The sequence below is a fragment of the Bradyrhizobium zhengyangense genome (assembly GCF_022012435.1).
GTDB lineage: Bacteria > Pseudomonadota > Alphaproteobacteria > Rhizobiales > Xanthobacteraceae > Bradyrhizobium > Bradyrhizobium zhengyangense.
The window spans coordinates 48,703-74,571 of the sequence record NZ_JAKLUA010000012.1; the positions used below are offsets into that span (position 1 = coordinate 48,703).

At 63.8% G+C, this 25,869-nt stretch carries 29 protein-coding genes; 10 read left to right on the forward strand and 19 right to left on the reverse strand.

What is annotated here, in order from left to right; genetic code table 11:
* Window positions 1-13: 13 nt before the first annotated feature.
* Window positions 14-1,015 (reverse strand): NrtA/SsuA/CpmA family ABC transporter substrate-binding protein, encoded by a 1,002-nt coding sequence (locus L6637_RS29260; RefSeq protein ID WP_237865637.1) that lies wholly within the window; start codon window positions 1,013-1,015, stop codon window positions 14-16.
* Between the two features lie 287 nt (window positions 1,016-1,302).
* On the opposite strand from L6637_RS29260, the gene L6637_RS29265 reads away from it, so the two are divergent.
* Entirely contained in the window at window positions 1,303-2,010 is a 708-nt protein-coding gene (locus L6637_RS29265) for a glutathione S-transferase (protein ID WP_237865638.1), read from the forward strand.
* Window positions 2,011-2,376: 366 nt separating this feature from the next.
* Here L6637_RS29265 and L6637_RS29270 read toward each other — a convergent pair whose 3' ends face one another.
* From L6637_RS29270 to L6637_RS29285, 4 genes are all read right to left on the reverse strand, one after another.
* Entirely contained in the window at window positions 2,377-3,051 is a 675-nt protein-coding gene (locus L6637_RS29270) for a methyltransferase family protein (RefSeq protein WP_237865639.1), read from the reverse strand.
* Between the two features lie 79 nt (window positions 3,052-3,130).
* Window positions 3,131-4,246: a helix-turn-helix transcriptional regulator gene (locus L6637_RS29275; RefSeq protein WP_237865640.1), complete on the reverse strand. Its 1,116-nt coding sequence runs from the start codon at window positions 4,244-4,246 to the stop codon at window positions 3,131-3,133.
* 328 nt (window positions 4,247-4,574) lie between these two features.
* The gene (locus L6637_RS29280; protein WP_237865641.1) at window positions 4,575-4,748 is read right to left on the reverse strand and encodes a hypothetical protein; all 174 of its coding nucleotides are present in this window, start codon (window positions 4,746-4,748) and stop codon (window positions 4,575-4,577) included.
* Window positions 4,749-4,852: 104 nt separating this feature from the next.
* Window positions 4,853-5,332, reverse strand: a complete 480-nt coding sequence (locus tag L6637_RS29285; protein WP_237865790.1) for a hypothetical protein — start codon at window positions 5,330-5,332, stop codon at window positions 4,853-4,855.
* A gap of 249 nt (window positions 5,333-5,581) precedes the next feature.
* Here L6637_RS29285 and L6637_RS29290 point away from each other — a divergent pair, with 249 nt between their 5' ends.
* On the forward strand, window positions 5,582-7,237 hold the full coding sequence (locus L6637_RS29290) for a fumarate hydratase (protein ID WP_237872677.1): 1,656 nt from the start codon (window positions 5,582-5,584) through the stop codon (window positions 7,235-7,237).
* A 156-nt stretch (window positions 7,238-7,393) separates the two neighbouring features.
* On the opposite strand, the gene L6637_RS29295 is transcribed toward L6637_RS29290, so the two are convergent.
* The 5 genes from L6637_RS29295 to L6637_RS29315 form a co-directional block, all read right to left on the reverse strand.
* Window positions 7,394-7,690 (reverse strand): hypothetical protein, encoded by a 297-nt coding sequence (locus tag L6637_RS29295; RefSeq protein WP_237865643.1) that lies wholly within the window; start codon window positions 7,688-7,690, stop codon window positions 7,394-7,396.
* A 121-nt stretch (window positions 7,691-7,811) separates the two neighbouring features.
* The gene (locus L6637_RS29300; protein ID WP_237865644.1) at window positions 7,812-8,366 is read right to left on the reverse strand and encodes an inner membrane-spanning protein YciB; all 555 of its coding nucleotides are present in this window, start codon (window positions 8,364-8,366) and stop codon (window positions 7,812-7,814) included.
* 13 nt (window positions 8,367-8,379) lie between these two features.
* The gene (locus L6637_RS29305; RefSeq protein ID WP_237865645.1) at window positions 8,380-8,952 is read right to left on the reverse strand and encodes a hypothetical protein; all 573 of its coding nucleotides are present in this window, start codon (window positions 8,950-8,952) and stop codon (window positions 8,380-8,382) included.
* A gap of 75 nt (window positions 8,953-9,027) precedes the next feature.
* The gene (locus L6637_RS29310) at window positions 9,028-9,510 is read right to left on the reverse strand and encodes an MAPEG family protein (RefSeq protein ID WP_237865646.1); all 483 of its coding nucleotides are present in this window, start codon (window positions 9,508-9,510) and stop codon (window positions 9,028-9,030) included.
* A 42-nt stretch (window positions 9,511-9,552) separates the two neighbouring features.
* The gene (locus tag L6637_RS29315) at window positions 9,553-10,950 is read right to left on the reverse strand and encodes a carotenoid oxygenase family protein (RefSeq protein ID WP_237872679.1); all 1,398 of its coding nucleotides are present in this window, start codon (window positions 10,948-10,950) and stop codon (window positions 9,553-9,555) included.
* Between the two features lie 106 nt (window positions 10,951-11,056).
* Between L6637_RS29315 and L6637_RS29320 the strand changes: the two genes are divergently transcribed.
* Together L6637_RS29320 and L6637_RS29325 are read left to right on the forward strand one after the other, a co-directional pair.
* Window positions 11,057-11,785 carry a TetR/AcrR family transcriptional regulator gene (locus tag L6637_RS29320; RefSeq protein WP_237865648.1) on the forward strand — a complete coding sequence of 243 codons (729 nt, stop codon included), beginning with the start codon at window positions 11,057-11,059 and terminating at the stop codon, window positions 11,783-11,785.
* A 167-nt stretch (window positions 11,786-11,952) separates the two neighbouring features.
* A complete protein-coding gene (locus tag L6637_RS29325) occupies window positions 11,953-12,519 on the forward strand; it encodes an SET domain-containing protein (RefSeq protein ID WP_237865649.1) in 567 nt (188 codons plus the stop codon).
* Window positions 12,520-12,697: 178 nt separating this feature from the next.
* Here L6637_RS29325 and L6637_RS29330 read toward each other — a convergent pair whose 3' ends face one another.
* Both L6637_RS29330 and L6637_RS29335 read right to left on the reverse strand, forming a co-directional pair.
* Entirely contained in the window at window positions 12,698-13,096 is a 399-nt protein-coding gene (locus L6637_RS29330; protein ID WP_237872681.1) for a hypothetical protein, read from the reverse strand.
* Window positions 13,097-13,137: 41 nt separating this feature from the next.
* Complete coding sequence (locus L6637_RS29335) at window positions 13,138-13,368, reverse strand: hypothetical protein (protein WP_237865791.1); 231 nt, start codon at window positions 13,366-13,368, stop codon at window positions 13,138-13,140.
* Window positions 13,369-13,469: 101 nt separating this feature from the next.
* Between L6637_RS29335 and L6637_RS29340 the strand changes: the two genes are divergently transcribed.
* Together L6637_RS29340 and L6637_RS29345 are read left to right on the forward strand one after the other, a co-directional pair.
* Window positions 13,470-14,291, forward strand: coding sequence for a helix-turn-helix domain-containing protein (locus L6637_RS29340; RefSeq protein ID WP_237865651.1), 822 nt, complete (start codon window positions 13,470-13,472; stop codon window positions 14,289-14,291).
* A gap of 79 nt (window positions 14,292-14,370) precedes the next feature.
* Window positions 14,371-15,036 (forward strand): DsbA family oxidoreductase, encoded by a 666-nt coding sequence (locus L6637_RS29345; protein ID WP_237865652.1) that lies wholly within the window; start codon window positions 14,371-14,373, stop codon window positions 15,034-15,036.
* Here the strand turns inward: L6637_RS29345 and L6637_RS29350 are convergent.
* The 6 genes from L6637_RS29350 to L6637_RS29375 form a co-directional block, all read right to left on the reverse strand.
* The gene (locus tag L6637_RS29350) at window positions 15,014-16,207 is read right to left on the reverse strand and encodes a GNAT family N-acetyltransferase (RefSeq protein WP_237872683.1); all 1,194 of its coding nucleotides are present in this window, start codon (window positions 16,205-16,207) and stop codon (window positions 15,014-15,016) included. The genes L6637_RS29345 and L6637_RS29350 overlap by 23 nt on opposite strands.
* A gap of 105 nt (window positions 16,208-16,312) precedes the next feature.
* Window positions 16,313-16,801 carry a DUF6789 family protein gene (locus L6637_RS29355; protein ID WP_237865654.1) on the reverse strand — a complete coding sequence of 163 codons (489 nt, stop codon included), beginning with the start codon at window positions 16,799-16,801 and terminating at the stop codon, window positions 16,313-16,315.
* A 19-nt stretch (window positions 16,802-16,820) separates the two neighbouring features.
* The gene (gene ccoG / locus L6637_RS29360; RefSeq protein ID WP_237872685.1) at window positions 16,821-18,260 is read right to left on the reverse strand and encodes a cytochrome c oxidase accessory protein CcoG; all 1,440 of its coding nucleotides are present in this window, start codon (window positions 18,258-18,260) and stop codon (window positions 16,821-16,823) included.
* 36 nt (window positions 18,261-18,296) lie between these two features.
* Entirely contained in the window at window positions 18,297-18,500 is a 204-nt protein-coding gene (locus L6637_RS29365; RefSeq protein WP_237865656.1) for a YgaP family membrane protein, read from the reverse strand.
* A gap of 17 nt (window positions 18,501-18,517) precedes the next feature.
* Window positions 18,518-18,958, reverse strand: a complete 441-nt coding sequence (gene trxC, locus L6637_RS29370) for a thioredoxin TrxC (protein ID WP_237865657.1) — start codon at window positions 18,956-18,958, stop codon at window positions 18,518-18,520.
* On the reverse strand, window positions 18,955-20,241 hold the full coding sequence (locus L6637_RS29375) for an NAD(P)/FAD-dependent oxidoreductase (protein ID WP_237872687.1): 1,287 nt from the start codon (window positions 20,239-20,241) through the stop codon (window positions 18,955-18,957). Before L6637_RS29375 ends, trxC begins: the two co-directional genes overlap by 4 nt.
* A gap of 94 nt (window positions 20,242-20,335) precedes the next feature.
* Between L6637_RS29375 and L6637_RS29380 the strand changes: the two genes are divergently transcribed.
* The 4 genes from L6637_RS29380 (at window position 20,336) to L6637_RS29395 (ending at window position 25,373) form a co-directional block, all read left to right on the forward strand.
* On the forward strand, window positions 20,336-20,656 hold the full coding sequence (locus L6637_RS29380) for an ArsR/SmtB family transcription factor (protein WP_237865659.1): 321 nt from the start codon (window positions 20,336-20,338) through the stop codon (window positions 20,654-20,656).
* A 124-nt stretch (window positions 20,657-20,780) separates the two neighbouring features.
* Window positions 20,781-21,785: an efflux RND transporter periplasmic adaptor subunit gene (locus tag L6637_RS29385; protein WP_237865792.1), complete on the forward strand. Its 1,005-nt coding sequence runs from the start codon at window positions 20,781-20,783 to the stop codon at window positions 21,783-21,785.
* Window positions 21,782-25,006: an efflux RND transporter permease subunit gene (locus tag L6637_RS29390; RefSeq protein ID WP_237865660.1), complete on the forward strand. Its 3,225-nt coding sequence runs from the start codon at window positions 21,782-21,784 to the stop codon at window positions 25,004-25,006. The genes L6637_RS29385 and L6637_RS29390 overlap by 4 nt, the downstream gene beginning before the upstream one ends.
* 10 nt (window positions 25,007-25,016) lie before the next feature.
* The gene (locus tag L6637_RS29395; protein ID WP_237865661.1) at window positions 25,017-25,373 is read left to right on the forward strand and encodes a carboxymuconolactone decarboxylase family protein; all 357 of its coding nucleotides are present in this window, start codon (window positions 25,017-25,019) and stop codon (window positions 25,371-25,373) included.
* Between the two features lie 57 nt (window positions 25,374-25,430).
* On the opposite strand, the gene L6637_RS29400 is transcribed toward L6637_RS29395, so the two are convergent.
* A complete protein-coding gene (locus L6637_RS29400; RefSeq protein ID WP_237865662.1) occupies window positions 25,431-25,763 on the reverse strand; it encodes a hypothetical protein in 333 nt (110 codons plus the stop codon).
* Between the last annotated feature and the right edge of the window lie 106 nt (window positions 25,764-25,869).

Below are 25,869 nucleotides of genomic sequence, written 5' to 3' on the forward strand. Positions count from 1 at the left end.
GCTGTGCGGGTGCCTATTTCCACGAAAGGGTGACACGCTCCGGGGCGATCTTCTTCAGCGGCTCGCTGACGACGACCTTGCTGAAGTCTGGCATCGCCGCTCCCGGAGGGTGGTTGCCGCTCTCGAGGCGCCATGCGGAGTGGGTCTTGAGAATCTCTACCAGCCGGTCGTCGAGGCGCACGCGGTAGACATAGTCGGTCCAGATCGGGGCGAGTTCGTCCCGCTTCATGCCGACCGCGTCCGCCACGACCGTGATCGCGTCATCCTGATGTGCCTTCATCCAGACCTCGGCATCGATCAGTGCGGCGATGAACTTCTCGACCAGCGCGGGGTTGGCGTCCAGATAGGGCCTCATGACGACGATGTTGAACGTCTCGGAGTAGGTGCCTGAAGTATCGAGCTCAGCGACGGCTTCGCCCAGGGCCTTCTTCGCGTTGGCGATGTGGGGCTCCCACGTGTCGATCGCGTCGATGCTTCCTGCTGCAAGTGCCGGCAGCATCTCCTGCGGCCGCAGGTTGACGAGGGTGACATCCTTGGCAGTCAATCCCGCTGACTTCAGCAAAGTCGCAGTGTAAACCTCGCTGCCGGTGCCAGCCGTGAATCCGATTCGCTTGCCGCGAAGATCCGCCTTGGTCTTGACGCCGGCCTTGGCCGCGACGACCGTCTTGAGGTCGGAATATTCCATGCCCGCGACGAAGGCGATGGGCTGGTTTGCCATCGCCGAGGCGGTGACCGGTGCCTCGGCCGTCGTCGCGATGTCGGCGCCGCCACCGATCACGGTATCCAGGCATTGCTTGCCGGACGTGAAGTTCGAGACCGTGATGTCCAGTCCGTTCTTTTCGAAAATCCCCTTCGATTTGGCGACGATCGCAAGGCCGGAGATCGGTCCGAGGTTTTGCGCAAGACGGGCTTTGAGCAATTCTGCGGCCGAGACGCAGTCCGGGCTGATGACGAGGCAGCAAAGCGCCGCATAGCCGGCAATGGCCGAAAGTGGGCGGACGGTGTTCCAGTGCATGACGATTTCCCCTCGCGCCGCGCCCGGCGGCAGCCCCGATGTGATCGCGGATACCGCCCTGAACGGTTCCGCCACAGACTCCCGCGTCCTCCCCTGGCCGATCGCTTGAGGATCAGCCGATATTGGCATGCTCGCCCGGCGTTACGATCTCGGGAAGCAATTAATCGACACGTTCTTTGGGCAACCGGCGTGATGGACTGTCAGCAAGGCAGCGCCGACTCGTCCTGACGGAACCTTCGACCGCATGCTACATTGGGTTGTCGCTCCCACGCTCACGGACCCCTCCCATGAATTACGAGCTCTACTACTGGCCCGAGATCCAGGGCCGCGGTGAATATGTGCGGCTGGCGCTGGAGGAGGCGGGTGCGGATTACATCGACGTCGCACGCGGTCCGCGCGGCAGTGGCGCCATGATGAAGATGATGGAGGTCCACAAGGGTACGCCGCCCTTTGCGCCGCCGTTCCTGAAGGCCGGTAAGCTCGTCATTGGCCAGACCGCCAACATCCTGCTCTATCTCGGCAGCCGACACGCCCTCGCGCCGAAGACGGAAGCGGGCAAACTCTGGGTGCACCAGCTTCAACTCACCATCACCGATTTCGTGGTCGAAATCCACGACACCCACCATCCGCTCGGGCCATCGCAGTATTACGAAGACCAGAAGGCGCCCGCAAAGAAGCGCACCGCTGACTTCTGGGACGAGCGCGTGCCGAAATATCTCGGCTATTTCGAACAGCTCCTCGACGACACCGGCGGTGCCTATGTCACCGGTCGACGCTTGACCTACGTCGATCTCTCGCTGTTCCAGATCGTCGCCGGATTGCGCTACGCCTTTCCCAGGCGCATGAAGGCGTTCGAGAAGAAAATCCCAGGTCTCGTCGGCCTGCACGACCGCGTTGCCGCGCGGCCGAACATCAAGGCCTATCTCGCCAGCGAGCGCCGCATTCCCTTCAATGAGCAGGGCATCTTTCGACGCTATCGCGAGCTTGACGGTTAGAGCGTTTTCGAGCGAAGTGAGCGCAAGTTCGCGTCAAGAAAACGCGTCAGGACAACAGTCCAGCCGGTCCGGACAGGGGCTGGCGGCAGCCTCTGTTCAGGACCGGCCGCTTCGGGCGCGATCGGTCGCCCAAAGATGTCATGGCTCCCGACCGGCGGTGCGCGTCGAGGGCCAGATTGATCGTCGGTCTGATCGGGAGCGGATGCGAGGTCATGCTCGTCGGGACAGGGGGGCTTGCAGAACATCATCGCGTCTCGCGTCGTGCACCCGGATCGGATCAGTGTGCGGGTGCGGCCTTCTGTAGCGAGGCCCGGCTGCGGCGGCATCAGTCGAACGGAGGACGTGGAGTTGTTTCGGCAGTCGCGTTCACCACACTCCAGGCAACAGGCGGTAACGCACGCGTGCAGCATAATCGGCATAGCCTGACAGACCGGCCATGAGGGTACGCTCCTCGATGCCGATGCGGATCGCGAGCAGTACGAGAAAGAGCGGCGCGGTGGCCAGGCCCCACCACGAGCCGAGGATCAGCGGCACGCTGGCGAAGAACAGGATCATGCCGCTGTACATGGGATGGCGGACATGGGCGTAGGGCCCGGTCGAGATCACGCGTTGCGCGCGCTCGGCCTGTAGCTTCACCACGGGCGCGGCGAAGGAATTCTCGCGAAAGACCCACAATGTGAACAGCGTCGAGGCGATGAACAGCACGAAGCCCAGCAACTGCCACGCCACGTTCATACTGGAGGCAAGATGGCGCCGGTCGAGCCCCATCGCGACGAGCCAACCCAGCATCGCCGCGATGAAGGCGACCATGAAGACCTTGTCGGCGGCCGGTTGATCTCTCTGGAGAACGGGCCGCAGACGCTCCGCCAGAAGCGCCGGGTCGATCCGGTAAAGCCACCAGCCGCAGAGCGGGCCAAGCAAGACGGAGGTGACGAGAAACACCCACGCGCCGGGCCAATGCAGCGTGCCGGCGGCCGCGAACAGCAGCGCGCCCATTGCGGCGGTGAGAACAGTGTTCTGCAACAGCAGACGTACGATCATGTTCGATCTGCCTCCATCACGCGCGGGTGCAATGATCACATGCTTCCGGCAAACATAAGGCCGGTGCGGCAGGCGGGCTTCAGATCTTGATGGGCGGCGTGAAGGCCGCCAGCAGCCGCACCAGATCTGCCTGTCGTTTGGTTCCGGTCTTGGTGAAGATCCTGGCGAGGTGAGTCTTGATCGTCGTTTCGGCGACGCCCACGCTTTTGGCCACGTCAGGAACCCCGCCGACCTCGACGATGGAAAGGAATACGCGCAGTTCGGCCGGCGTCAGCTTGAACAGCTTACGGATCAGATCAGGCGCGACGATCGTGTCGAGCGCTGCCTTGCTGACGAACAGGACGGCGCAGGCCTCGTGGCTCGCCCCGAACATTTGCCGGCGCCCCGCGGTCAGTGGCACGAGATGCCCGACATAATACGAGCCATCGCGCGCTGTCAGATGCAGCGAGATGCCCATCGTCGCCCTGTCGCCGTGAGCCGTGCTCGCCAATGCCTGTCGCAGCATGCGATCCGCATTCAGGTCTGATGTCACGAGCCGGCCGTGCACGGCGCGAAGGACGTCGGCTTCCTCGAGAATGTCCCGCGCGCTCGCATTGGAATGCGTGATATGACCGACGGCATCGAGCAGCAGGACCGCGGCGCGCAGGGCGTCGAGCGTGTGGGCCGACGTCGTCTCCAATGCGTTCTGATGCTGTAGCTTTTGCCGGACATGCATGGCCCGTTGCATGTGCGGCGTGATGTAGGAAATTACCTGGTACATCCTGCGATCGACAAGGCCACCGGCCTTCATGATCGAGAGGCGGGACAATCCCGCAGCGGACTTGTCGAGCAGGATATTTGCGGCATCTTCGAGACCTTGCGGTCGCGTCCACTCGTTGTAGAACATGGTCGTCCGGAATTCGTCGACGTCGATCCAGTCTCCGATCGTCTGGATCTGGCCGACTGGCGCGTGGAGCACGGCCCGCGACGGATCGAACGGCTCGTAGGTTTCGATATAGGATTGAACAAAGGCGGGGTCGACGCCGACGGCATGCGAGATCACGGCCTCGCCGGCGGCTCCGATCCGGACCAGACCACCGCTCTGGCCGCCCGCGAGGTCCACGATGCTGCCAAGGGTCGACGTCCACAGGGAATCGTCGAGCGCTGCATCGTAGATGTCCCCGACCAGCGACAGCAGCTCTTCACTCGGTTCCATTGGCGCGTCCCATAAACATATGGATGGGCTTGTTCGGCCTCGAAGATGAGCACGCCGGATGTGGAATTTTGATGAGCCGGATCACACTTCAGGCCGCCGAGATCGCTTGCAGGATCCTGAGAGAGGTCAGCCTGGCGCCGAAAAGGACCTCGCGGTGCGCGCCAATGGCTGCGCGGCCTCGGCGACGCGAGCGAACGTTCGATGCAACGAGAGACGCGCAATGATGCGCGCGGCCGTCGCGCACGAGTCTGGCCGCGCCGTCCGCCAAATGCGGACGCGCGAAAGGCCCGGCCGTCAAGACCGGGCGATCCATCGCAGAAAAGTCAGATCAGGCGAGCTGATCGATCCGGGTGCCCTGACCCGGCGGCAGCGGCGCCGGCGGCGTCGGCTGGTAGGTCGGGTCGTTGTCCTTGGTCTTGGTCTGGTCGTCCGGCTGCTTGGTCGTGTCGTAGCTTGGGACCACGATCGTGACAGGCGGCGGCGCAACGCTGGAAACGCTCATCCACAAATCCTCACAGATTGAACCTGATGAGCCTGCCCTGTGAGGGACGAAAGGTCCGTCAAGCCGATCGTTAAAATGCGAGGGATCTGCGCGAAAAGACGCGCCTACTCGTCCTTCGGCCGCGTGATCGCGATCGCCGCGTCCGTCTTGGTGCGCGTGCATTCCATGTTGAGGCGCTTGTAGCGCATCGTGATCTTGTCACCGCGCAAGAGGCCCATGCGCTTCAGGCAGCGCGACGCCCCGGTCGTGGTGTCGTCCTTCGTCACCGTGAAGATGATCGCGGCCGCGGAGGCCACGAGATCATAGAACTGCGGCGTCGGCTTGCGGTCGCCTTTGGCGTAGAGCTCGTTGGAATAGGCCTGCCCCTGGGTTCGGCAGCCGAGCGACAGCTCCTTCGCAGCCGGGTGGGTGAGGTAGATGATGTTGGCGGCCTTGAAGTTGACCTTCAGCCCGTCGATGCCGCCGGCGAGCTGCTTGGCGATGTCGTCGCATTGGTCGGCACGCGCAGGCGCGGTGAGGGTCACAAGGCCGGTGATTGCGGCGGCGACAATAACCGCGCCGCGAAAGTGCAGTCTGGAAATCATGATGAAAAGCCCCTTGACGGCGCGCATTCAACCGTCGCCGCGCGCGAAGCGCAAGGGGTGCAACCCGGCTCGACCGGGCACGTCTACAGCTATTGAAGGCAGGCGGCAAAAATGGCCGCCAGAGCGCCGAATAAGACACCGAATCGGGATGCCCCGGCCGCGCCAGGACGCCTTCCCTTTGTGGCAAAAAAGCTTAGAACGCTTCTATGCTTAGAGGCCCGCGAGGGCTGCAAAACCCGAGATCGCCCCATGAACGCTCCCACCGCCTTCCCCGACCAGTCCAAGCCCGTCCCGCCCTACAAGCACACCCCGCTGTTCCCGCTCGGCAAGGACGAGACGCCCTACAAGAAGATCTCGTCCGAGGGCGTCAGGGTCGAGAAGGTCTTGGGGAAAGACATGCTGGTGGTGTCGCGCGAGGCGCTGCGGGCGCTGTCGGAAGCGGCTTTCGGCGACATCAATCACTATCTGCGCCCGGGCCATCTGAAGCAGCTCCGCGCCATCCTGGAAGACGGCGAGGCCAGCCCGAACGACAAGTTCGTCGCCCTCGACTTTTTGAAGAACGCCAACATCGCCGCCGGTGGCGTGCTGCCGATGTGCCAGGACACCGGCACCGCGATCATCATGGGCAAGAAGGGCTGCAACGTCATCTCCGACGGTGACGACGAGGCGGCGCTGTCTGAAGGCGCGCGCGATGCTTACCTCCGCCGCAACCTGCGCTATTCGCAGGTCGCGCCGCTCTCAATGTACGAGGAGAAGAACACCGCCAACAACATGCCGGCGCAGTGCGAGATCTACGCCGAGGGTGACGACGCCTACAAGTTCATGTTCATGGCCAAGGGCGGCGGCTCCGCCAACAAGAGCTTCCTGTTCCAGGCGACGCCCTCGGTGCTGACCAAGGACCGGTTGCTCGCCTTCCTGAAGGAGAAGATCCTCACGCTCGGCACCGCGGCGTGCCCGCCTTATCACCTCGCCATCGTCATCGGCGGCACCTCGGCCGAGCTCTGCATGAAGACGGTGAAGCTGGCGTCGGCCCGCTATCTAGATGCGCTGCCGACCCACGGCTCGCCCGACGGCAACGCCTTTCGCGACGTCGAGATGGAGAAGGAAATCCACAAGATGACGCAAAGCCTGGGGGTGGGCGCGCAGTTCGGCGGAAAATATTTCTGCCACGACGTCCGCGTGATCCGCATGCCGCGTCACGGCGCCTCGCTGCCGATCGGGCTTGGCGTGTCCTGCTCGGCCGACCGCCAGGTGCTCGGCAAGATCACCAAGGATGGCGTCTATCTCGAGGAGCTCGAGCACAATCCCGCTCAATATCTGCTGCAGGTCGAGCAGTCGCTCGGCGGCGAGGTCGTCAAGATCGACCTCAACCAGCCGATGAAGGACATCCTGGCGACGTTCGCGAAATACCCGATCAAGACCCGCGTCTCGATGACCGGCACCATGATCGTCGCGCGCGACTCTGCGCACGCCAAGCTGCGCGAGCGGCTGGAGAAGGGCGAGCCGCTGCCTGATTATTTCAAGAACCATCCGGTCTACTACGCCGGGCCGGCCAAGACGCCCGAGGGCTACGCCTCTGGCGCGTTCGGTCCGACCACGGCGGGCCGCATGGATTCCTTCGTCGACCAGTTCCAGGCCGCCGGCGGCTCGATGGTGATGGTCGCCAAGGGCAACCGCGCGCCGGCCGTGCGCGAGGCCTGCAAGAAGTATGGCGGCTTCTATCTCGGCTCGATCGGCGGTGCGGCGGCGAACCTTGCCGAGCACTGCATCAAGAAAGTCGAAGTGCTCGAATATCCCGAGCTCGGCATGGAAGCGATCTGGCGCATCGAAGTGGTCGACTTCCCGGCGTTCATCATCATCGACGACAAGGGCAACGACTTCTTCAAGGAGTTGAATCTGGGCTGATTTGTTTTCACCTCTCCCCGCTTGCGGGGAGAGGTCGGATTGCATCGAAGATGCAATCCGGGTGAGGTGGACTCTCCACGAGTCCGACTGTCACCGTCCTCGCGGAGACTCCCCCTCACCCTAACCCTCTCCCCGCGAGCAGGGAGAGGAGACTTCTTAAGCCCTTGCGCCGGTGAACGGGAAGCTACCCATCGGGCCGATACCCATCTCGCCGTTGATGTTGTTACCGGACACCGTGCCGGTAAATTCGAGCGTCAGCGGCATCGGGTTGGTGATCGAGACTTTCCAGGAGACGCTGTCACCGTTGACGGTGCCGTCGAAAATTTCGGCGGTATTGCCGTCCGCGCCCTGCGTGCCCGTGAGCGTGCCGCCGGCTTCCTTCAGGCTCAGCGTCGCCTGGCGCTCGCCCATCGGCGTCGTCATGGTCAAATTCCAATTGCCGTCAACGGCCATTCGCGTCTCCCGAACATTGTCCCGGCGGGTTGCGACGATCCGCAACCAGTCCTGGGGCGAGGCTATAGCGCAACTTGAGGCCGCTGCCTAACGCGGCCATTTAACGCGTCTTTGGCGGCAGTCAGGCGCGCGCGGCGGCGCGCCGGCGGCTGGTGACGACGAGTCTGAACACCACGTACTGCACGGCAAAAGCGAGGGCCTTGGCGCCGCCCGCGACGGCGGAGATGTAGAACGCCCACAGCTTCAGATCGCCGGTGGCGGCGACTGCGATCGTACCGGCACCGAGCACGAACATCAGTGCGGCCCAGGCATAGCCCGCAGCGGTGACATATTCCGGCGCCGTCTCGACCACCATCGGCGGCATGTAGCGCAGCATCCAGCCGCGCTTGAGCATGATCGCGCCGATCGCGAAATGCGCGATCGCAGGCTTGGCCAGCATGAAACGGGGATCGTTGGTCAGCAGCGTCACCGTCCCAAGCACGATGACGAGCGCGACGCTCGCATAGGTCATGTAGCCGAGCTTGTGCCCCTTGACGCGGGCATAGATCACCTGCGCGAGCGCACCCGCTATCGCCACCGACGTCGCGAGGATGACGTTGTCGGTCGCCAGATAGATCACCAGGAAGACGATGGCCGAGAGGAAGTCGGAGGCGAGGCGGGCGAATACGTCCTTCATTGTCGGTCCTGTCTCACTGTGCTTCCGGCAGCGCGCCATCAGGCGCACCATACTTGATCTGGCGATATTCGGGATACCATTTGGTGAAATAGATCGCGCTGTTGCGGGCGGCGAAGGCGACCGCGAGGCCCGACCAGACCGGCAGACCAGGGAAGTAGAGTAGCACGATGTTGGCGGCCATCATCAGCAGGGCGGCGACGGTCCATGCCGCGGTGATGATGTAGTTGGCGGTGAGGAAGCCGGGCATTGCCGCGGTCTCGGCCGGAACGGACTCGATCGCGTATTGCAGCGTGAAGGGCCGGCGCGCCAGCATCGAGCCGAGCGAGATGACGAAGATGCCGATATCAACCGAGAGTTTGACGCCGAGCGTGCTGAGCGTGGGGTGCAGCGCGAGGAAGAGGCCGATGCCCGCGAACAGGATCGCCGAGCCCGCGGCGAGAATCTTCACCGAGCGGCCGCGTGCAACATCGATCGCGATCGTCGCGATACAGATCGCGGATCCCGCGAACACGCTGACCGTCGCCGACGTCATGAACATCAGGAAGGTGTAAACGCCGTAGGGGGCAAGGATCAGGAAGATCGTCATGGTCGCCTCGGTCGCACTAATCTTTACGATGTCAAGATCGATAGTTCAGTACCGCCGCCGGGTCAAGCGAAATCTTTACAGTGTCAAAATGACGTGAATGACCTGTAAAAATTCAATTGTTGCAACGGCTTGATCCGATATCTCGCCGGCCATGGCGGCCCAGGGCAGGCGCGACAGGATGGTCAGCGCGCAGGACACCAGAAGGCCGATGGTCAGGACAATGCCGCCGACGCGGCAGATCGTGAATCGGAGCGAGCCCGGCGTCGCATACATGCCGAGCGGATGCAGCAGCCGCGACAGCAGGAGCGCGCCCATCAGCAGGTGAATGCGCAAGGGCGATGCGCCCGACATCTCCAGAAGCGCCACCATCAGCGCGATGATCGGGACGTATTCCATGAAGTTGCCATGGGCCCGGATCGCACTGCGCAGGTTCTCGTTGCCGCCGTCGCTGAAGGGCGCCTTGCTGCTTCGTCGCAGCCGGATGACCTGCAACGCGAGCGCGACGTAGATCAGCGCGAGGATGGCGAGGTAGTTCGCCGTGATCGCGGGGACGTGCATGTGAAGTCTCCCTGATGACATCAGCGAAGGAGCAGGGGAGAGCTACTGCGCTCCCACCCAATTGCCGTGGAAGCCGTCAGGCACGCGATGGCCGAGCTGCACCAGCGCGGCGGGGCCGGCTTCGATGTCGGTGGCGTTGAACACGGCGAGGTCGCTGCGGTTCTCCCGCGCGCGCCAGACCACCGCCAGCAGCCAGCCATCGCCCTCTGCGGCATCTTTCGATCGCTCGACGAAGACAGGCTCGGAGATCGTGTCGCCTGCCGGCAGCAGATACTGGCCGAGCCGCTTTCCCGTGCCGTCGACATGAACGATGCCTGACAACGCGCCGAACATCGGCAGCCGCGGATTGGCGCAGGCGTACCAGCCGTGACGGCTCTTCAGGCCGGCGCGGCGATCGTCGATGCGCGGGAATTCGCCGGTGAGATCGTCCAGATAAGTCTGCTGGAAGCGGTCGGTATTGCCGGAGAGGTCGAAGGTCCAGCGGCAGTGACGGGCGCGCGATTTCTCCGGATCGGTCGGCCGGCCGTCGGGATGCGGAAACAGCGGGGCTTGCTCGAACTGCATGACGTCGGCGATGATGCGGTCGCCGTCCTCCCAGGCATTCATGACGTGGAAGACGTAGCAGGCCTCAGCGCGGAACCAGACGATGTCCTTTGCCGTGCCGTTGCGCTTCATCACGCCGACATAGGCACCTTTCTCGGGCTCCCAGGCATAGGGCGGCTTGCCGCTCATCGCGCGCTCCATGCTGCCGGTGAGGGGGAGGATGGGAAACAGCACGTGATTTTCGGTGACGATGAAGTCGTGCACCATGCTGGCATAGGGCGTTTCGAAACGCTCGAAGCGCGTCACCTTGCCGCCCGCATCGATCGATCCGTAGGAGAGGACAGGCGTCAGAGGGCCCGCCGCATTGTAGCCGAAGAACACTAGCTCGCCCGTAACAGGATCGACCTTCGGATGCGCGGTGAAGGCACCGACGATGCGGCTCTGGTAATCGCAATAGCCGCGCGTTGCCAGCGTGCCCGGCTCGATCTCGGTCGGCAGATGTCCTTCCTCGAGCGCGAGCAGCTTGCCGGCATGAAAGACGATGTTGGTGTTGGCGACGCCGCCGTCGGTCAGGTTCGTGGGCGCATCCGGCAGCTTGCGTCCGAAGACGCCGAACAGCGCGCGGCCTGCATCGTGCTCGGCGAGCCATTTTGGGGTCCGGACCCAGCGATTGCGGTAGGAGGCGCGTCCCTCTTCGAGATGAAAGGCGTGCAGCATGCCGTCGCCGACGAACCAGTGCGCGCCGGGCGAATCGAATTGTGGATTGGGGCCATTGCGATAGAGCGTGCCGTTCAGCTCGCGCGGCAATTCGCCGACGATCTTGAGGAAAGGCGCGTCCGCCTCGAACGGGATCGGCGCAATATTGTTGCGGCGCTCGGCGATGGCGTCCTGCTGCACGGCATAAGCCTCCCTATCTTTACATCGTAAAGATTGCATAGGACCATGCGCGGCTTTCGTCAAGTGAAATCTTTACACTGTCAATATTGCGTCATATAGCTTGCAAATGGCCAGAACCGACACCAAAGGCGTAACGGCGCGAAGCCCGCGCCCCCCGAAAAAGACATCGCCGGCGTCACGCGCGGCGCGCCGCCCCGCAATTGCGAAGACCGAGACGCCCTATCACCACGGTGCCTTGCGCGAGGCGCTGCTCCGGGCGGCCGAACGGGTGCTGGAGCGCGATGGGCTCGCCGGCCTGACGCTGCGCGCGGTGGCGCGCGAGGCGGGCGTCTCGCATGCCGCACCGACGCATCATTTCGGCGATCTCACGGGCCTCGTCAGCGAGCTTGCCGCGATCGGCTTCCGCCAGTTCAACGCAGCGATGGCCTCGGCTTGCGATACGGCCACCTCGCCTTTGGATCGGGCACTGGCGCGGCCAAAAGCCTATGTCGCCTATGCCCAGGCCCATCCCGGCATGTACGGCCTCATGTTCCGCACCGAGCGGCTCGACTATTCTAGGCCGTCGTTGCATGAAGCCGCGGAATCCTCCTTTGCCGGGCTTGCCAATGCCATCAGCGCGATGCGGCAGGAGCCGATCAGCGGCAACGCGCTGACCATCGAGCAGGGCGCCGCGATCGCGCGGGCCTGGTCGATGGTGCACGGCTTCACCATGCTGCTGCTGGACGGACGGCTCGAGGATATCTTGGAGCGGCTGCCCGCGGGCACGACTGCGGAGCAGCTTCTGGAAGCGATCCTGAAGTCGACGGTAGCAGCCAGGATGCCAACAAGCACCTGACCGGACGAAACGATCGATGCCGAGGAACTCAGGGCCTTGCACATTCTTCACTGTGGGCAAGCAGCAAACGCAGTCTCGATAGGCCTGACAGCGGCGCGGAATCGTTCTAGAAGAGCGGCTTCGCTCGGGCTCAAGCAGCCTGGTCCGCGTCCTCGTTACACTTGATCATGCCAGCCATCGCTCCCCGCAAAGCCTACCGCGTCGGCCGTTCCAAGACCGGACTTGGCCTCTTCGCCACCATGCCGATCAAGAAGGGCACAAGGATCATCCGTTATTTCGGGCCGATCCTGGACTGCCGGATTCCTGGGCAGGACGAGATCGAGAACAAATATCTGTTCGAGCTCAACGGCCGCTGGACCATCGACGGTTCGGTGCGCAAGAACCTTGCCCGCTATATCAACCACTCGTGCCGGCCCAACGCCGAATCCGACGTGCGCCCGCGCGAGCGCAAAGTGTTCATCCGCGCCATCAGGAACATCGAGCCTGGCGACGAGATCAACTACGATTACGGCACCGACTATTTTAAGGCTTATTTGAAGCCGATCGGCTGCAAGTGCCCCTCCTGCGAAGCCAAGCGCAAGAAGCAGCGGGCCGAGGCCCGTGCCGAACGCGCCAAGGTGAAGGCGCGCGCGGAACGCAAAGCCCAGAAGGCCGGCGCGAAAACCACCGCGGCAAAAAAGAAGAAGCTGAACGGCAAGCACTTTGCCGGCAAGGTCGGCCGCGCGAAGGCGTAGTTCCCGCTCGACGGCCGCCGGCTTTCACGTCAGTCTCCTGATTGGTCGTCAGGCTGCTAGGCGCTTCGCTTCGGTCGCACCGACGTTGTGGAGAACGCGGACACCTCACTCACGTCTCGTGCCCCCGGCTCTGCGCCGCAACGCGAGAGCGTTGCAGCGCGTCCGGGACGCAAGAGCTTCACGCCGCCACCGCTCTCCCGCTCTTCCGCAGGCCCACATACTGCAACTCGGCGAACACGCCGGTCGCGATCGCCTGCGCCACGATCATGAGCTCGCCGGCGAGGTTCGGTGACACCGCGCCCGAGAACAGCAGCGCGATGCTGCCGACCGTCCAGGCGGCGTTGCCGACCACGACCAGCAGCACCAGCGGCCTCAGTACCGCGGTGCGCGAGGCGAGCCAGCCGACCAGCGCGGTGTAGGCGATCAGGAACAAGCCGGTTTCACGCAGCAGCGCCTCGGGCAGATTGAACAGGGTGGCGAATGCAGCTGCACCAAAAGTCAAACCGAGCGCGGAAACGCCGCTGAAGACCGCGTCGGCGAGCAGGGCACGGCGCAGGAAGGTGGATGCGTCGATCATTAGAGGTCTCCATGGTTGAGTTGGGTAGGCTCGAAGGGAACTCAATGCTTCCAGCGCCACCAGGCGCGGAGCAGGCGGGCGAGCCGGGACGGGCAGAGGCTCCTGCCGACGCTGTGCTCGAAGGCGGTGACATGTGCGACGACATAGTCGCCGGTCGAATGCACCAGCGGCTCCGGCATGTTGAGGCTGCGCGCCAGCATCCGGGTCGCGAGCGTCATGGCCCAGGGAAGAAGGTGGTCTGCAAGGGTACGGTAGAGCAGCAGCGCGATCATGGTCATTCTCCTGTGCTCGGGAAGATGCGCTGGTCGGGTGCCCAATTCGATTACCTCGCGGGTAATGGAAGGGGTGAAATACGCATGATAGGTTTTGGACCATGAACGCACATGCATCCACGGCACGCGCCGAACCCAGCCAGCCGATCCATATCGGCGATCATTTGCGCGAGTGGCGGCAGCGCCGCCGCATGAGCCAGCTCGACCTCGCCGGCGAGGCGGAGATTTCGGCGCGGCATCTGAGTTTCGTCGAGACCGGCCGCGCCGCGCCCTCGCGCGACATGGTGCTGCGGCTCGCCGAGCGCCTCGATGTGCCCTTGCGCGAACGCAACGTGTTGCTGGTTGCGGCGGGCTTTGCGCCGGCCTTTCCGCAGCGCGCGCTGGAGGATCCCGCCTTGAAATCAGCCCGCCAGGCGATCGACCTCGTCCTCAGGGCGCATGAGCCCAATCCGGCGCTGGCCTATGACCGGCACTGGAACCTGGTCTCCGCCAACCGCATGGTGGCGCCGCTGCTCGCCGGCGTTCCGGAGCGGCTGCTGGCGCAGCCGCTCAACGTGCTCCGGCTCGCGTTTCATCCCGAGGGACTGGCGCCCCGCACGGTCAATCTCGCGGAATGGTGCGCGCATCTGCTCGAGCGTTTGCACCGGCAATGCGAGCTGACCGCCGATCCCGAGCTCATCAAGCTCTATCACGACCTCAAGAGCTATCCCGTTCCGGCGCGATCGGGCCCGCTGTCGAGCGACAATGTCGCGATTCCCTTCAAGCTGCGCCAGGACGGAGAGATACTAAGTTTCTTCTCCACCACCATGGTGTTCGGCACGCCTGTCGACATCACGCTGTCGGAGCTGGCGCTGGAGACGTTCTTTCCGGCGGACGAGCGCACGGCTGAGCGGCTCAGACAGATGGCCGCAGCCATGGCCTAGCGCAAGCGTCCAGTCCTCTTGCCTCGGGGCGGGTTCGGCTTATCTTGGAGCAAACCCGCACCGCCAGAAGGAGGCGCTCATGAGCACCCTCAAACTGCTCCAGATCGACGTGGTCTCCGACGTGGTGTGCCCCTGGTGCTATATCGGCAAGCACCGGATCGAGAGCGCGCTCGCGCTTGTGCCCGACGTTCCGGTCAAGCTGAACTTCCGTCCGTTCTTCCTCAATCCCTGGGTGCCGCGCGAGGGCATCAGCCGCGAGGATTATCTCACCACCAAATTCGGCTCGGTCGAGGCCTATAAGGGCATTGCGGGGCGCGTCGTCGCGGCGGCAAGCGAAGAGGGCCTCGTCTACAAGCCCGAACTGGTCGCACGCCAACCTAACACGACCGACTGCCATCGCCTGATCCTCTGGGCTGACGCGATCGGCAAGGCGCCCGAGATGAAGCAGCGCCTGATGGAGCTGTATTTCCGCGACGGTGGCGACCTCACCGATGTGAACGTCCTGGTCCAGGCCGCCGCCGATGTCGGGCTCGATGCCGACGACGTGCGCAAGCGCCTCGCCACCGATGAGGACGTCGCGCGGGTATCGGCCGATGCGCAGGAGGCCGCCGACAAGGGCATCTCCGGCGTGCCGACCTATGTCTTCGCCCAGAAATATGCCGTTTCCGGCGCGCAGGATCCGAACCTGCTCGCCCGCGCCATCCGTCAGGTGTCGGCGGAGATCAACGCGCAGGCGGCGGAGTAGCCTCGGTCTGTTTGCGGAGCAGGTCGATCGCGTGGCGCGCGGCCTTGCGCGCGTAGCCACGTGCGATGAGCGCCGCGTGGATGAGCGCCACCATTGGATCATGTCGTCGTAGCGGGATCAGCACGTCACCAATCGCAAAGCGGTTGCGCCAGATCGGGTTGATCATGGGGTGGTCGGCGCTCGCGGTGGAATCCGCACTCGCGATGGTGGGATCGGCGCAGAGATGGCGCGTCAGATCGAGCGTGAGCTGCACGCCCGGTGAATATTTCGCGAAGCGCTCGTCGATGCCGAGCTTGAAGAAGAACGCGCGATCCTGGTGGCGCAGCACGATGCCGGCCGCCACCGGCGTCGTGCCGGCGCGCAAGCTGACGATCTCGCATTGCGCGGTCTCGGCAAGCGCAGGGACGGCGCGGCGGATGAAGGTCGCGTCGCCTGCGTCCTGAAGCAGCGCGGTGCCGCGCTTGCCCTTCCAGCCGCTAGCCTCGAGCTGCAGGAAAGTTTCAAGCGCAGGCTTGATCTCATCGACCTTGCGCGCGACCTCGAAGCTGATCGCGCCATGCTCCGCCAGGCGATGACGCTGCCGGCGGAGCTCCTTGAGCTTCTTGGCACCGAGCGCCTCGTGCAGCAGCCTGTCGCCATCCTGTGTCGCATCGAGGCTGGCGCGGACATAGGAGCCGAGCACGCGCGGCCTCAGGCCGATACGGCCGAGCGCTTCCTTGAGCGAGCCCATCGCGGCACCATCAAGCGCGACGTCGCGTAGAACCAGCGCATGCGCGCCAGCTTCGCGCGCCCGCTGCAGCAGGCGTGTCGCCGCCTCGGGCGAGGCGTCGCGGTCGATCAGCGGACTGCACAGCGTGCCATAGGGATGCGCGCTCACCAATGCGGGCAGGGGGATCTTCCAGGCTTGCCAGAGCGAGACCACCGGCATCAGCCCGATCAGTCGCGCCGAGGAGCCAGCGCAGACGAACAGGGCCGAAGCTCCGATGCGGTCGCGCGCGGTTGCGCTGACAGCGAGCTCCCAGGCGGGCAAATAATAGCCGTTCGGCTCGGCCGCCCGCTGCGCCAGCGCGCGCCATTGGCCGGGATCGATGGCTGCGAGCGGGACGAGCGCGGGCGTTGCATCCCGTGCCGATGCCGGATTGATCGCAGCCTGATGCGCGATATCGACCACGTCCCGTCGTCCCCGTTCACGCTGGCATCAGCCGGCGTTAGGGGCATGCTTAGCGCAAAGATTGGAAGATACCGTTGGGATGCGCGTTCAATTCGAGCGGTAGTGTTAACCGTTCGTTGACCACAGGCGGCGCGGCTCGGAGTGCAGCATGGAGAAGGCGATGCCCATAAACACGCTGTAGGCGAGCACCATCGCTAGAGAGAAGGCCGCGGGAAGTGCGCCGAGCTCCAGGCGCGCCGCGAACGGTCCTCTTCCCAGAATCGGAAAGTAGAGTAATCCCATCGCGATCCAGCCAATTATGCCGAAGACGAATCCCTTCACGATCGCGTTATGGCCGGGCAGCAGGTGGTAGGTGGACCGGAAAAGGATGCCGAGCACGAAAGTGCCATTAACGAAGGACATGGCCCAGGGCACGGTCGGGTGGACGGCGCCGCCGAGCCAATCGCTCAGGCCATGCTGAAGGTCCCGGTAGGGGTGAAAAGTCGGAAGCCAGTGCATCCAGCGCTTCAAGAACATGACAGTGCTGTGGGCGGCGTTGCCACACAGGCCGGCCGCGATGGATTTCCAGGCTTTATGGGCTCCTATCTGATGCATGGCCCTTTCGCTAAGTCCATCATCGATCGGCCGGTACAAAATGGTCGCGGGCGGTCTCGGTCTGTCCGCTCGCAATATCGGTCGACCGGATCTCGACATTGACGGCCGATTTCGGCAATTGCCCTGGAGGAACCTGCACCGACATCCTGATCTCTCGGGTCTGGTCCTGCCCGACCTCGACGATCAGCCTGCCGTCTGGCTGGCGCTCGATGCCGGCGATGCGCGCGGTCGCATCCGGCAAACCCGAGACCTCGATCGCGAATGATCGCGCCATGCCTTTGTTGAGGAGGCGAACGGTGTAGTCGTTGCGTACCCCACCATCGGCGAGCTGTACAAACAGCGGATTGCGCTCGTGCAGGACATTGATGCTCATCGTGCTGCGTGTCGCAAGGGTATAAAGCATGATGCTCCCGACGAGGCCGATGGCCGCGACATAAATCAGCGTGCGCGCGCGGATCAGGCGGTAGATCGGCGCCTTGCCGTCGCGGCGGCGCTGCATGTTGATGTCGGTGTCGTAGCCGATCAGGCCCGTGGGCCGGCCGATCTCGCGCATCACGTTGTCGCAGGCGTCGATGCACAGGCCGCACTGGATGCAGCCGAGCTGGATGCCGTGGCGGATATCGACGCCGGTCGGGCAGACATTGATGCATTGATGGCAATCGACGCAGTCGCCGGCGAGATCGCCATGGGCGCGGGCAGCGTCGGCCTTTTTCACCGACATGCGCGGCTCGCCGCGGTCGCGACGATAGGTGACGTTGAGGGCCCACTCGTCGGTCAGCGCCGCCTGGATGCGCGGCCAGGGGCACATGTAGATGCAGACCTGCTCGCGGGCGTGGCCGGCGAAGAGGTAGGTCGTTGCGGTCAGGATGCCGATCCAGAGATAGGCGACGAGGGGAGCCTGGAAGGTGGCGAGGTCCTTCACCAGCGTCGGCGCGTCGGCGAAATACAGGACCCACGCACCGCCGGTCCACCAGGCGATCATGATCCAGAGAAAGTGCTTCAGCGCGACCTTCCGGACGTGAGCGAGTGTCCAGTATCGCTTGTCGCCCTGCATGCGCTCGCGCCGGTCGCCCTCGACCCAGCGCTCGACGGCGTAGAACAGGTCGGTCCACACCGTCTGCGGGCACATGTAGCCGCACCATAGCCGGCCGGCGACGGCGTTCATCAGGAACAGCGTCATTGCCGCGATGATGAGGAGGCCGGTGAAATAATAGACCTCCTGTGGCCACAGTTCGATGAAGAAGAAATAGAAGCGGCGATGAGGAAGGTCGACCAGCACGGCCTGGTCAGGCAGGCCGGGTCCGCGATTCCAGCGTACGAACGGCAACAGATAATAAGTTCCGAGCGTAACGCAGAGGATCGCCCATTTGATGCGGCGGAACGGGCCGCGCACCGACTGCGGATAGACCTTCTTGCGCTTCTCGTAGAGAGGCCCCTCGATGAAGGTGTCGTCAGTCATGGCAAATCCCCCGCATCACTGGCTGATCGGCGTGTCTTACGAGAAGGCGCAGCCGCCCCGCAGGCCGAGCTTCTTGAAGACCATCGCGGCCGGGCAGAAGCCGGTGAACGAGGCCTGGATCATGTTGAGACCGGCGAAGGCCGTCAGCAGGTACCAGTACGCATTCACATAGGTTCCCAGTGCGAGCCCGAGCAGGACGACGCATCCGGCGAAGGCAAGAACGGCTTTATCGACATTCATGGCATGCTCCCTTGTTACTATCTGGTCAGATTGGCTTCGGTCCACGCGACGATGCCGCGTGTATCCATGGCCCCGGAATGGCGGGCGATCTCACGGCCGCCACGCATCAGCAGCAGCGTCGGGATGCCGCTGATGTTAAGCCGCGACGACAGCGCCGGTGCGCTGTCCGAATTCAGCTTCAACAGCCGGACACCAGGCTCAAGCGCCTGAGCCGCGCGCTCGAACATCGGCGCCATCGCGCGGCACGGTCCGCACCACGGCGCCCAGACGTCGACCAACACTGGAATGTCGCTGCCGGCGACATGGCGACCAAAGGTCGCTTCATTCACTTCGATTGGGTGACCGGTGAAGATCGGCTGGTGACAGGCGCCGCAACGCGCTCCTTCCGGCGCGCGCTCGACGGGCAGGCGGTTGATGCGCCCGCAATGTCCACAGACGATCTGGCGTGTCGTGCTCATGTGCCCGTTCGAACCTCCTTGATCTTGGCGATGTTCAGTCTGTCGAGCAGGAAGCGCTCGTAGAAAGGCTCGCTCTCGCCGCGCCGCATCTTGCGGAGGAAGTATTTCTCGAAGGCGACCTTGGCGTAGTGCACCCACTCGCCCTTGGACGACCAATTGACGTTGCGTGGCGGAATTTGCGGCTGCGCGAGGAAGGCGACGCCGGAATCGCCGAAGTCGGCGAGGCAGATCGCATTCCAGGTCGGCTGCGCGGTCGGTGTCTTGCCGCGAAGCAGGGCGCCGATGTTCATCGCTGTCGCCGTCACCATGGATTCGATCATGAAGCCGGTCTTTGGGACGCCGACCGGCACCGGTGTCGCGCCGACGGGCGCAATCGCGACGCAGACACCGACCGCGAAAACATTGGGGAAGGTTGGGTTCTGCTGATGTTTGTCGACGATGACGAAGCCGCGCGGGTTGGTCAGCTTCTCGATGCCGCGGACAGCCTCGACGCCGCGAAAGGCCGGCAGCATCATCGAATAGGCAAAAGGCAGATCGTGCGCCTTGTGTGTCGTGCCGTTGTCTGCCAGTTCCTCCACCGACATCAAGCCGGAACTGACGCTGTCGACACGTGCGTTCGTGATCCACTTGATATGCTTCTCGCGCATCTCGCTTTCGAGAAGACCCTTGGTGTCGCCGACGCCGTCGAGACCGAGATGCCCGATATAAGGCTCCGAGGTGACGAACGTCATCGGCACCCGGTCGCGCAGCTTTCGCCGGCGCAGCTCGGTTTCGAGAATGAACAGGAATTCGTAGGCCGGTCCGAAACAGGAAGCGCCCTGGACCGCGCCGATCACGACAGGCCCGGGGTTTGCGGCTAGGATTTCGAACGCTTCCTTCGCGCGCGCCGCATGGTCGACATGGCAGATGGACTGCGTATAGCCCTGAGGCCCAAGCCCCGGAATTTCGTCGAAGGCGAGTTCGGGGCCGGTCGCGACGACCAGATAGTCGTAGTCGATGGACGATCCGTCGCTGAGCTCGACTCGGTTTTCGGTGGGATGGACTCGCTTGGCGCCTTGCGTCAGCAGGCGAACGCCCTTGCGCGACATGATGCCGGCAAGATCAATCTCAATCTCGTCGCGCTTGCGCCAGCCGACCGCGACCCATGGATTCGAGGGTACGAAGTGATAGAGCGCGCCCTGCGCGACCAGGGTCAGGCGATCACCGCTTCTCAACTGGGGCAGCAATTCATAGGCCATCAGTGTTCCGCTCAGACCGGCTCCGACTACGACAACTTCCGCCATGGGTTCCTCCGTTGGATCAGGCTGCCCCACCGGTTGAGCTCCGGCTGTCCTGCAGCGCTTGACTATATATTCGTATTATCGTATATACGCAAGTATGAAAATAGATAGCGAGATCATGGAGCGCGCCGCCGATCAGGCGAGCGAATTGTTGAAGGCGCTCTCCAACCGTCACCGCCTCCTCATCATCTGCCAGCTGATCGACGGCGAGCGATCGGTCGGCGAGTTGGCGGAGTTCCTGAATCTGCGGGACTCCACGGTCTCCCAGCATCTGGCGCTCCTTCGTAAGGATGGCCTGGTGTCCTCGAGGCGGGATGCGCAGACGATCTTCTATTCGATCGCCAGCGAGCCGGCGCGCGAAATCCTGAAGACGCTCTACCAAGTGTTCTGCGCGCCGAAGCCCGCAAGGACGAAATGAAATCTAGGAAATGGCGGACGGGCGCGCCTTGCGCGAGATCAACGCGCCTGCCTTCGATGTCGATGAAATGAGAAGGACACCGCAGCGCGGTGTGAGCAAGCCGATGACGACAGGGACCCGTCCCATGCAATATTTGGCGCAATGTCTTGTGCTTCTGGCTGCGCTGGTGGCGATCGACGCGGCGCCGGGATACGCCGCGGCTGCGGGAACGCTCACCGTTGCGCAGCAGCCGGTCACCGACGAGAAGGCGGTCTTCGCCACAGTCGAGAGCATCAGCGTGGTCCCCGCACGCAGTCGCATCGGCGGAACCGTCGTCCAACTCTCGGTGCGCGAGGGTGATCGCGTCGCCGCCGGCCAGGCCATTGCCACGATTGGCGACGAAAAGCTCGTGCTGCAGATGAAGTCGCTCGACGCGCAGATCGAGGCGCTCCAGGCGCAGGCAAACCAGGCGCAGCTCGATTTCACCCGAACGGAGGGGCTGGTCGAGCGCGGCATCCTGCCGCGCGTCAAGCTCGATGAGCAGCGCACAGCGCTCAATGTCGCCGACAATGGCTTGCGCGCCAAGACCGCAGAGCGTGCCGTGATCAACGAACAGCTCAATCAGGGCCAGGTTCTCGCGCCGGCGGACGGGCGCGTGCTCAAGCGGCTGATCACGGTGGGGTCGGTCGTGCTGGCGGGCGATCCGATCGTGACCGTGGCCCAGCAGAACTTCAAGCTGCGGCTGCGCGTGCCGGAACGACACGCGCGCTTCCTGAAGGCCGGCGACAAGGTGCGCGTCGACGGTGCCGAGCTCGCTGGCGAGGCTTCGAAATGGGGCGTGATCGACCTCGTCTACCCGCAGATCGAGGAGGGGCGCGTTATCGCGGACGCGACCGTCGAGGGCTTAGGCGAATATTTCGTCGGCGACCGCCTGCGGGTCTGGATTTCCGGCGGCACGCGGCCGGCTTTCGTCGTCCCATCGAGCTATGTGACGACCCGGTTCGGTATCGACTATGTTCGGCTCCGGAAGGGTGACGACACGATCGACGTGCCGGTGCAGCGCGGCCGCGACATGCCGACGCCGGCACTCCCCGACGGGCTAGAGATTCTGTCCGGCATTCGGACCGGCGATCAGTTGGTGCAACAGTGAATCTCGGACTTTCAGGACGGTTGACCAGGGCGACGATCGCATCGCCGCTGACGCCCTTGTTCCTGCTCGCGTCGCTCGTTGTCGGGCTGATCGCCGTCGTGGTCATCCCGCGCGAGGAGGAACCGCAGATCAGCGTTCCCATGGTGGATATCCGCATCAACGCCGACGGCTTGCATGGACCGGATGCAGTGGAGCTTGTGACAAAGCCGCTGGAATCGATCGTCAAGGGTATCGACGGCGTCGAGCACGTCTACAGCCAGACCGAGGACGACCGCGTGATGGTCACCGCGCGCTTCCTCGTCGGCACCAAATTCGAGGACGCTATCCTGCGGGTGCATGAGAAGATCCGCGCCAATCTCGATCGGATTCCCGTCGGCATTTCCGAGCCACTGATCGTTGGCAGGGGCATCAATGATGTTGCCGTGACGGTGCTGACGCTATCTCCCAAGCCGGAAGCAGCCAGTCGCTGGACCGAGAAGGATCTTTATGAACTCGCCGACAAGCTGCGCGCAGAGCTGATGAAGGTCGACGATATCGGCTTGACCTACATCTCCGGCGGCGCAGCGCAACAAATCCGGGTCGAGCCCGATCCCGAGAAGCTGTCGCTGTTCGGCATCACGCTGCAGCAGCTTGTGGCCAAGGTGAAGGACGCCAACCGCTCATTCCTGGCAGGGCAGGTCAGAGATGCGGGTATCGTGCGGAGCGTCGCGGCCGGCCAGACGCTGTCCGGCGTCCCCGACATCGGATTGCTGCTCATCACGACCCGTGACGGCCGACCGGTCTACGTCAAGGACGTTGCCTCTGTCGTCGTCGGTCCGAGCACCATCGAACATCGGGTCTGGACGGACACGCGGGACGCTGGGGGGCAGTGGGCGCGTACGCCGGCGGTCAGCCTGGCGCTCGCCAAGCGCGCCGGTGCCAATGCGGTCGTCGTGTCCGAGAATATTGCCAAGCGCCTCGACGGACTAAAGGCCCGCCTGATCCCCGATGATGTTCAGGTGACGGTGACGCGCGATTACGGTGAGACGGCGAACGAGAAGGCCAACGAGTTGTTGTTCCATCTCGGCCTCGCGACGGTCTCGATCGTCGTCCTGATTGCGATCGCGATCGGTTGGCGCGAGGCTCTGGTGACTCTCGTCGTGATCCCGACGACGATCCTGCTCACGATGTTCGCCGCCAACCTGATGGGCTACACCATCAATCGCGTCAGCCTGTTCGCGCTGATCTTCTCGATCGGCATTCTCGTCGACGACGCCATCGTCGTTGTCGAGAACATCGCGCGGCACTGGGGCATGCGCGACGGAAGGCCGCGTTTGCAGGCGACCATCGAGGCGGTGGCGGAAGTCGGCAATCCAACCATCGTCGCCACGTTGACGGTGGTCGCCGCGCTGTTGCCGATGCTGTTCGTGTCGGGCCTGATGGGTCCCTATATGGCACCGATCCCGGCCAATGCCTCGGCAGCCATGTTGTTCTCCTTCTTCGTCGCGATGGTCGTGGCGCCATGGCTGATGCTCAAGCTCGCGCCAGAAGGCGATATTGCGTCGACGCACGCAATCCACGACGAAGGCCGGCTCGGTCGAATCTACAGGCGCTTCGCCACGCCAATCGTGCGGAGCAAGCGGTCGGCCTGGATATTTCTGCTCGGCGTCGGCATCGCGACGCTGTTGTCAATGATACTCTTCGCGACGAAGTCCGTGACGGTCAAGCTTCTGCCGTTCGACAACAAATCCGAGATCGCGGTCGTCGTCGACCTGCCGGAAGGAGCGAGCCTGGAAACGACTGAGCGCACCCTGTTCGGTGCGGCCGAGATCGCGCGGCAATTGCCAGAGGTCACCTCGCTTCAATCCTACGCCGGCACGCCGGCTCCCTTCAACTTCAACGGCCTGGTGCGGCATTACTACTTGCGGGAAAGACCCGAGCTCGGCGAAGTACAGGTCAACCTGACAGCGCGCGGCGAGCGCAAGCGCGCGAGCCACGAGATCGCGCTCGAGCTGCGCGAGAAGCTGAAGGCGCTCGATCCTCCCAAGGGTACCAGCGTCAAGGTGGTCGAAGTACCGCCCGGGCCGCCCGTGCTTTCGACGCTGCTTGCTGAGGTCTATGGTCCCGATGCGGCCACGCGCCGCGCAGTCACTGCGGAGCTCAAGAAGGTTTTCGCGGAAGTGCCGTTCATCGTCGATGTCGACGATTCCATCGGTGAGAAACGGCCACGGCTGCGACTCTCGATCGACCAGGACCGGCTCGAATTCTTCGGCGTCGAGCAACGCGACGTCTACGACACGATCCAGGCGTTGTTCGGCGGCATTTCGATCGGCTATTCGCATCGCGGCGAGGACCGCAACCCGATCGAGATTGCAGTGCGTCTCGGGAAGAGCGACCTGGTCTGGGACGAGGCGTTGGCCTCCACGCCCGTGCCGGCCAATACGTTGCCCGGTAGCAAGACGGTGGTCGAACTCGGTCAAGTCGTGAAGGCGACCATGGAAGAGGGCTCACCGACGATCTTCCGCCGTGACGGCCGCTTCGCCGACATGGTGATGGCCGAGCTTGCCGGGCGCTTCGAGGCTCCGCTCTACGGTATGCTCGCGGTGGCCGATCGTGTGGATGCCCATGACTGGGGCGTGCTGCCAAAGCCAGCGATCGCCCTGCATGGTCAACCGTCTGACGAGTCGCGGCCGACGCTGCTGTGGGACGGCGAATGGGAAATCACCTGGGTGACCTTCCGCGACATGGGGGCAGCGTTCGGCGCGGCGATCCTCGGCATCTACGTGCTGGTCGTTGCCCAGTTCAGGAGTTTTCGGCTGCCGCTCGTGATCCTGACGCCGATCCCGCTAACGCTGATCGGCATCCTGATCGGGCATTGGCTGTTGGGCGCGCCGTTCACCGCGACCTCGATGATCGGATTCATTGCGCTGGCGGGTATCATCGTGCGCAACTCGATCCTGCTGGTCGATTTCATCAGGCATAGCGGGGGAGACGGCAAGTCGCTCCGCGAGGTGGTGCTGGAGGCCGGCGCAGTCCGTTTCAAGCCAATCCTGCTCACCGCCCTTGCGGCCATGATCGGCGCCGCGACGATCCTGCTCGATCCGATCTTTCAGGGATTGGCGATCTCGCTTCTGTTCGGGCTCGCGTCGTCAACGCTGCTCACCGTTCTGGTGATACCCGCGATCTACATCGCCCTGCGCGCGCCGCGCGAGGCGACTTCGACCATAGCCAAACCGAGCTAGCGAGGGTCCGATGGACAAGAACTACGTCGATATCACCAAGAGTATCTCTGCCAATCTGAGAAAGCTGCGCGATGACATTCCCGACACGATGAAGGGATTTGCCGTACTCGCCCAGGCGGCCACGCGTGACGGCGTGCTGGACAAGAAGACCAAGGAGCTGATTGCGCTCGCGCTCGGCGTTGCCGCGCATTGCGACGGCTGCATCGGCTTTCATATCGAGGCGCTGGTCAAGCTCGCTGCGACACGCGAAGAGGTCGAGGAAGCGCTTGGCATGGCCGTCTATATGGGCGGCGGGCCATCGCTGATGTATGCCGCGGATGCGATCGCGGCCTACGAGCAGTTCCGACAGCAGGCGGTCGCCGCCTGACGCATACGAACGGGACCGGGCGAGTCGTCTCGTCCGGTCCCGTCCACACTGTCTGGACTACCAGCGGTCGTCGCCGACACCGACGCCCACGCTCACGCCGGGCGCGCGAATGCCGACGCCGGCGCGGGGACCATCGTCCCAGTCACGACGATAAGTGCGGCGCTCGTAATAGCGCTCGCGTGGCATCGCATTATAGGAATCGCGCACGATCACGCGCGCACCGCCATGCGTGCGATAGCAATTGCCGGCGTCATCGCAGACGAGCCGCACTTCCTGCATGAGATCGGGGCTGGCGTATTCGCTGGTCGTGTAGAGATCCGCAGCCTTCGCGCCGCTTCCCGCTGCGAGAGCGCCGACACCGGCCAGCAGTGCAATCGTGAACAACCTCATCCTGTCCTCCTCCGAAACTGCCCTCGGCGGTAACAAGAATGGGAGGCCGCGATCGTTCCGGCTGAATTACAGGTTTTTCCCGGAACCGAATTGTTGTGTGGCCCGG

Excerpts from the sequence above, each read along its gene's own strand:
- L6637_RS29325 (WP_237865649.1), top strand. The coding sequence starts at position 11,953 with ATGCCAGCCATCGCTCCCCGCAAAGCCTACCGCGTCGGCCGTTCCAAG.
- L6637_RS29340 (WP_237865651.1), top strand. The coding sequence starts at position 13,470 with ATGAACGCACATGCATCCACGGCACGCGCCGAACCCAGCCAGCCGATC.
- L6637_RS29345 (WP_237865652.1), top strand. The coding sequence starts at position 14,371 with ATGAGCACCCTCAAACTGCTCCAGATCGACGTGGTCTCCGACGTGGTG.
- L6637_RS29295 (WP_237865643.1), bottom strand. The coding sequence starts at position 7,690 with ATGGCCGTTGACGGCAATTGGAATTTGACCATGACGACGCCGATGGGC.
- L6637_RS29375 (WP_237872687.1), bottom strand. The coding sequence starts at position 20,241 with ATGGCGGAAGTTGTCGTAGTCGGAGCCGGTCTGAGCGGAACACTGATG.
- L6637_RS29290 (WP_237872677.1), top strand. The coding sequence starts at position 5,582 with ATGAACGCTCCCACCGCCTTCCCCGACCAGTCCAAGCCCGTCCCGCCC.
- L6637_RS29355 (WP_237865654.1), bottom strand. The coding sequence starts at position 16,801 with ATGCATCAGATAGGAGCCCATAAAGCCTGGAAATCCATCGCGGCCGGC.
- L6637_RS29395 (WP_237865661.1), top strand. The coding sequence starts at position 25,017 with ATGGACAAGAACTACGTCGATATCACCAAGAGTATCTCTGCCAATCTG.
- L6637_RS29310 (WP_237865646.1), bottom strand. The coding sequence starts at position 9,510 with ATGCACGTCCCCGCGATCACGGCGAACTACCTCGCCATCCTCGCGCTG.
- L6637_RS29400 (WP_237865662.1), bottom strand. The coding sequence starts at position 25,763 with ATGAGGTTGTTCACGATTGCACTGCTGGCCGGTGTCGGCGCTCTCGCA.
- L6637_RS29275 (WP_237865640.1), bottom strand. The coding sequence starts at position 4,246 with ATGGAACCGAGTGAAGAGCTGCTGTCGCTGGTCGGGGACATCTACGAT.
- L6637_RS29265 (WP_237865638.1), top strand. The coding sequence starts at position 1,303 with ATGAATTACGAGCTCTACTACTGGCCCGAGATCCAGGGCCGCGGTGAA.
- L6637_RS29385 (WP_237865792.1), top strand. The coding sequence starts at position 20,781 with ATGCAATATTTGGCGCAATGTCTTGTGCTTCTGGCTGCGCTGGTGGCG.
- L6637_RS29335 (WP_237865791.1), bottom strand. The coding sequence starts at position 13,368 with ATGATCGCGCTGCTGCTCTACCGTACCCTTGCAGACCACCTTCTTCCC.
- L6637_RS29330 (WP_237872681.1), bottom strand. The coding sequence starts at position 13,096 with ATGATCGACGCATCCACCTTCCTGCGCCGTGCCCTGCTCGCCGACGCG.
- L6637_RS29285 (WP_237865790.1), bottom strand. The coding sequence starts at position 5,332 with ATGATTTCCAGACTGCACTTTCGCGGCGCGGTTATTGTCGCCGCCGCA.
- L6637_RS29365 (WP_237865656.1), bottom strand. The coding sequence starts at position 18,500 with ATGAATGTCGATAAAGCCGTTCTTGCCTTCGCCGGATGCGTCGTCCTG.
- ccoG (WP_237872685.1), bottom strand. The coding sequence starts at position 18,260 with ATGACTGACGACACCTTCATCGAGGGGCCTCTCTACGAGAAGCGCAAG.
- L6637_RS29305 (WP_237865645.1), bottom strand. The coding sequence starts at position 8,952 with ATGACGATCTTCCTGATCCTTGCCCCCTACGGCGTTTACACCTTCCTG.
- L6637_RS29300 (WP_237865644.1), bottom strand. The coding sequence starts at position 8,366 with ATGAAGGACGTATTCGCCCGCCTCGCCTCCGACTTCCTCTCGGCCATC.
- L6637_RS29280 (WP_237865641.1), bottom strand. The coding sequence starts at position 4,748 with ATGAGCGTTTCCAGCGTTGCGCCGCCGCCTGTCACGATCGTGGTCCCA.
- L6637_RS29260 (WP_237865637.1), bottom strand. The coding sequence starts at position 1,015 with ATGCACTGGAACACCGTCCGCCCACTTTCGGCCATTGCCGGCTATGCG.
- L6637_RS29270 (WP_237865639.1), bottom strand. The coding sequence starts at position 3,051 with ATGATCGTACGTCTGCTGTTGCAGAACACTGTTCTCACCGCCGCAATG.
- L6637_RS29320 (WP_237865648.1), top strand. The coding sequence starts at position 11,057 with ATGGCCAGAACCGACACCAAAGGCGTAACGGCGCGAAGCCCGCGCCCC.
- trxC (WP_237865657.1), bottom strand. The coding sequence starts at position 18,958 with ATGAGCACGACACGCCAGATCGTCTGTGGACATTGCGGGCGCATCAAC.
- L6637_RS29380 (WP_237865659.1), top strand. The coding sequence starts at position 20,336 with ATGAAAATAGATAGCGAGATCATGGAGCGCGCCGCCGATCAGGCGAGC.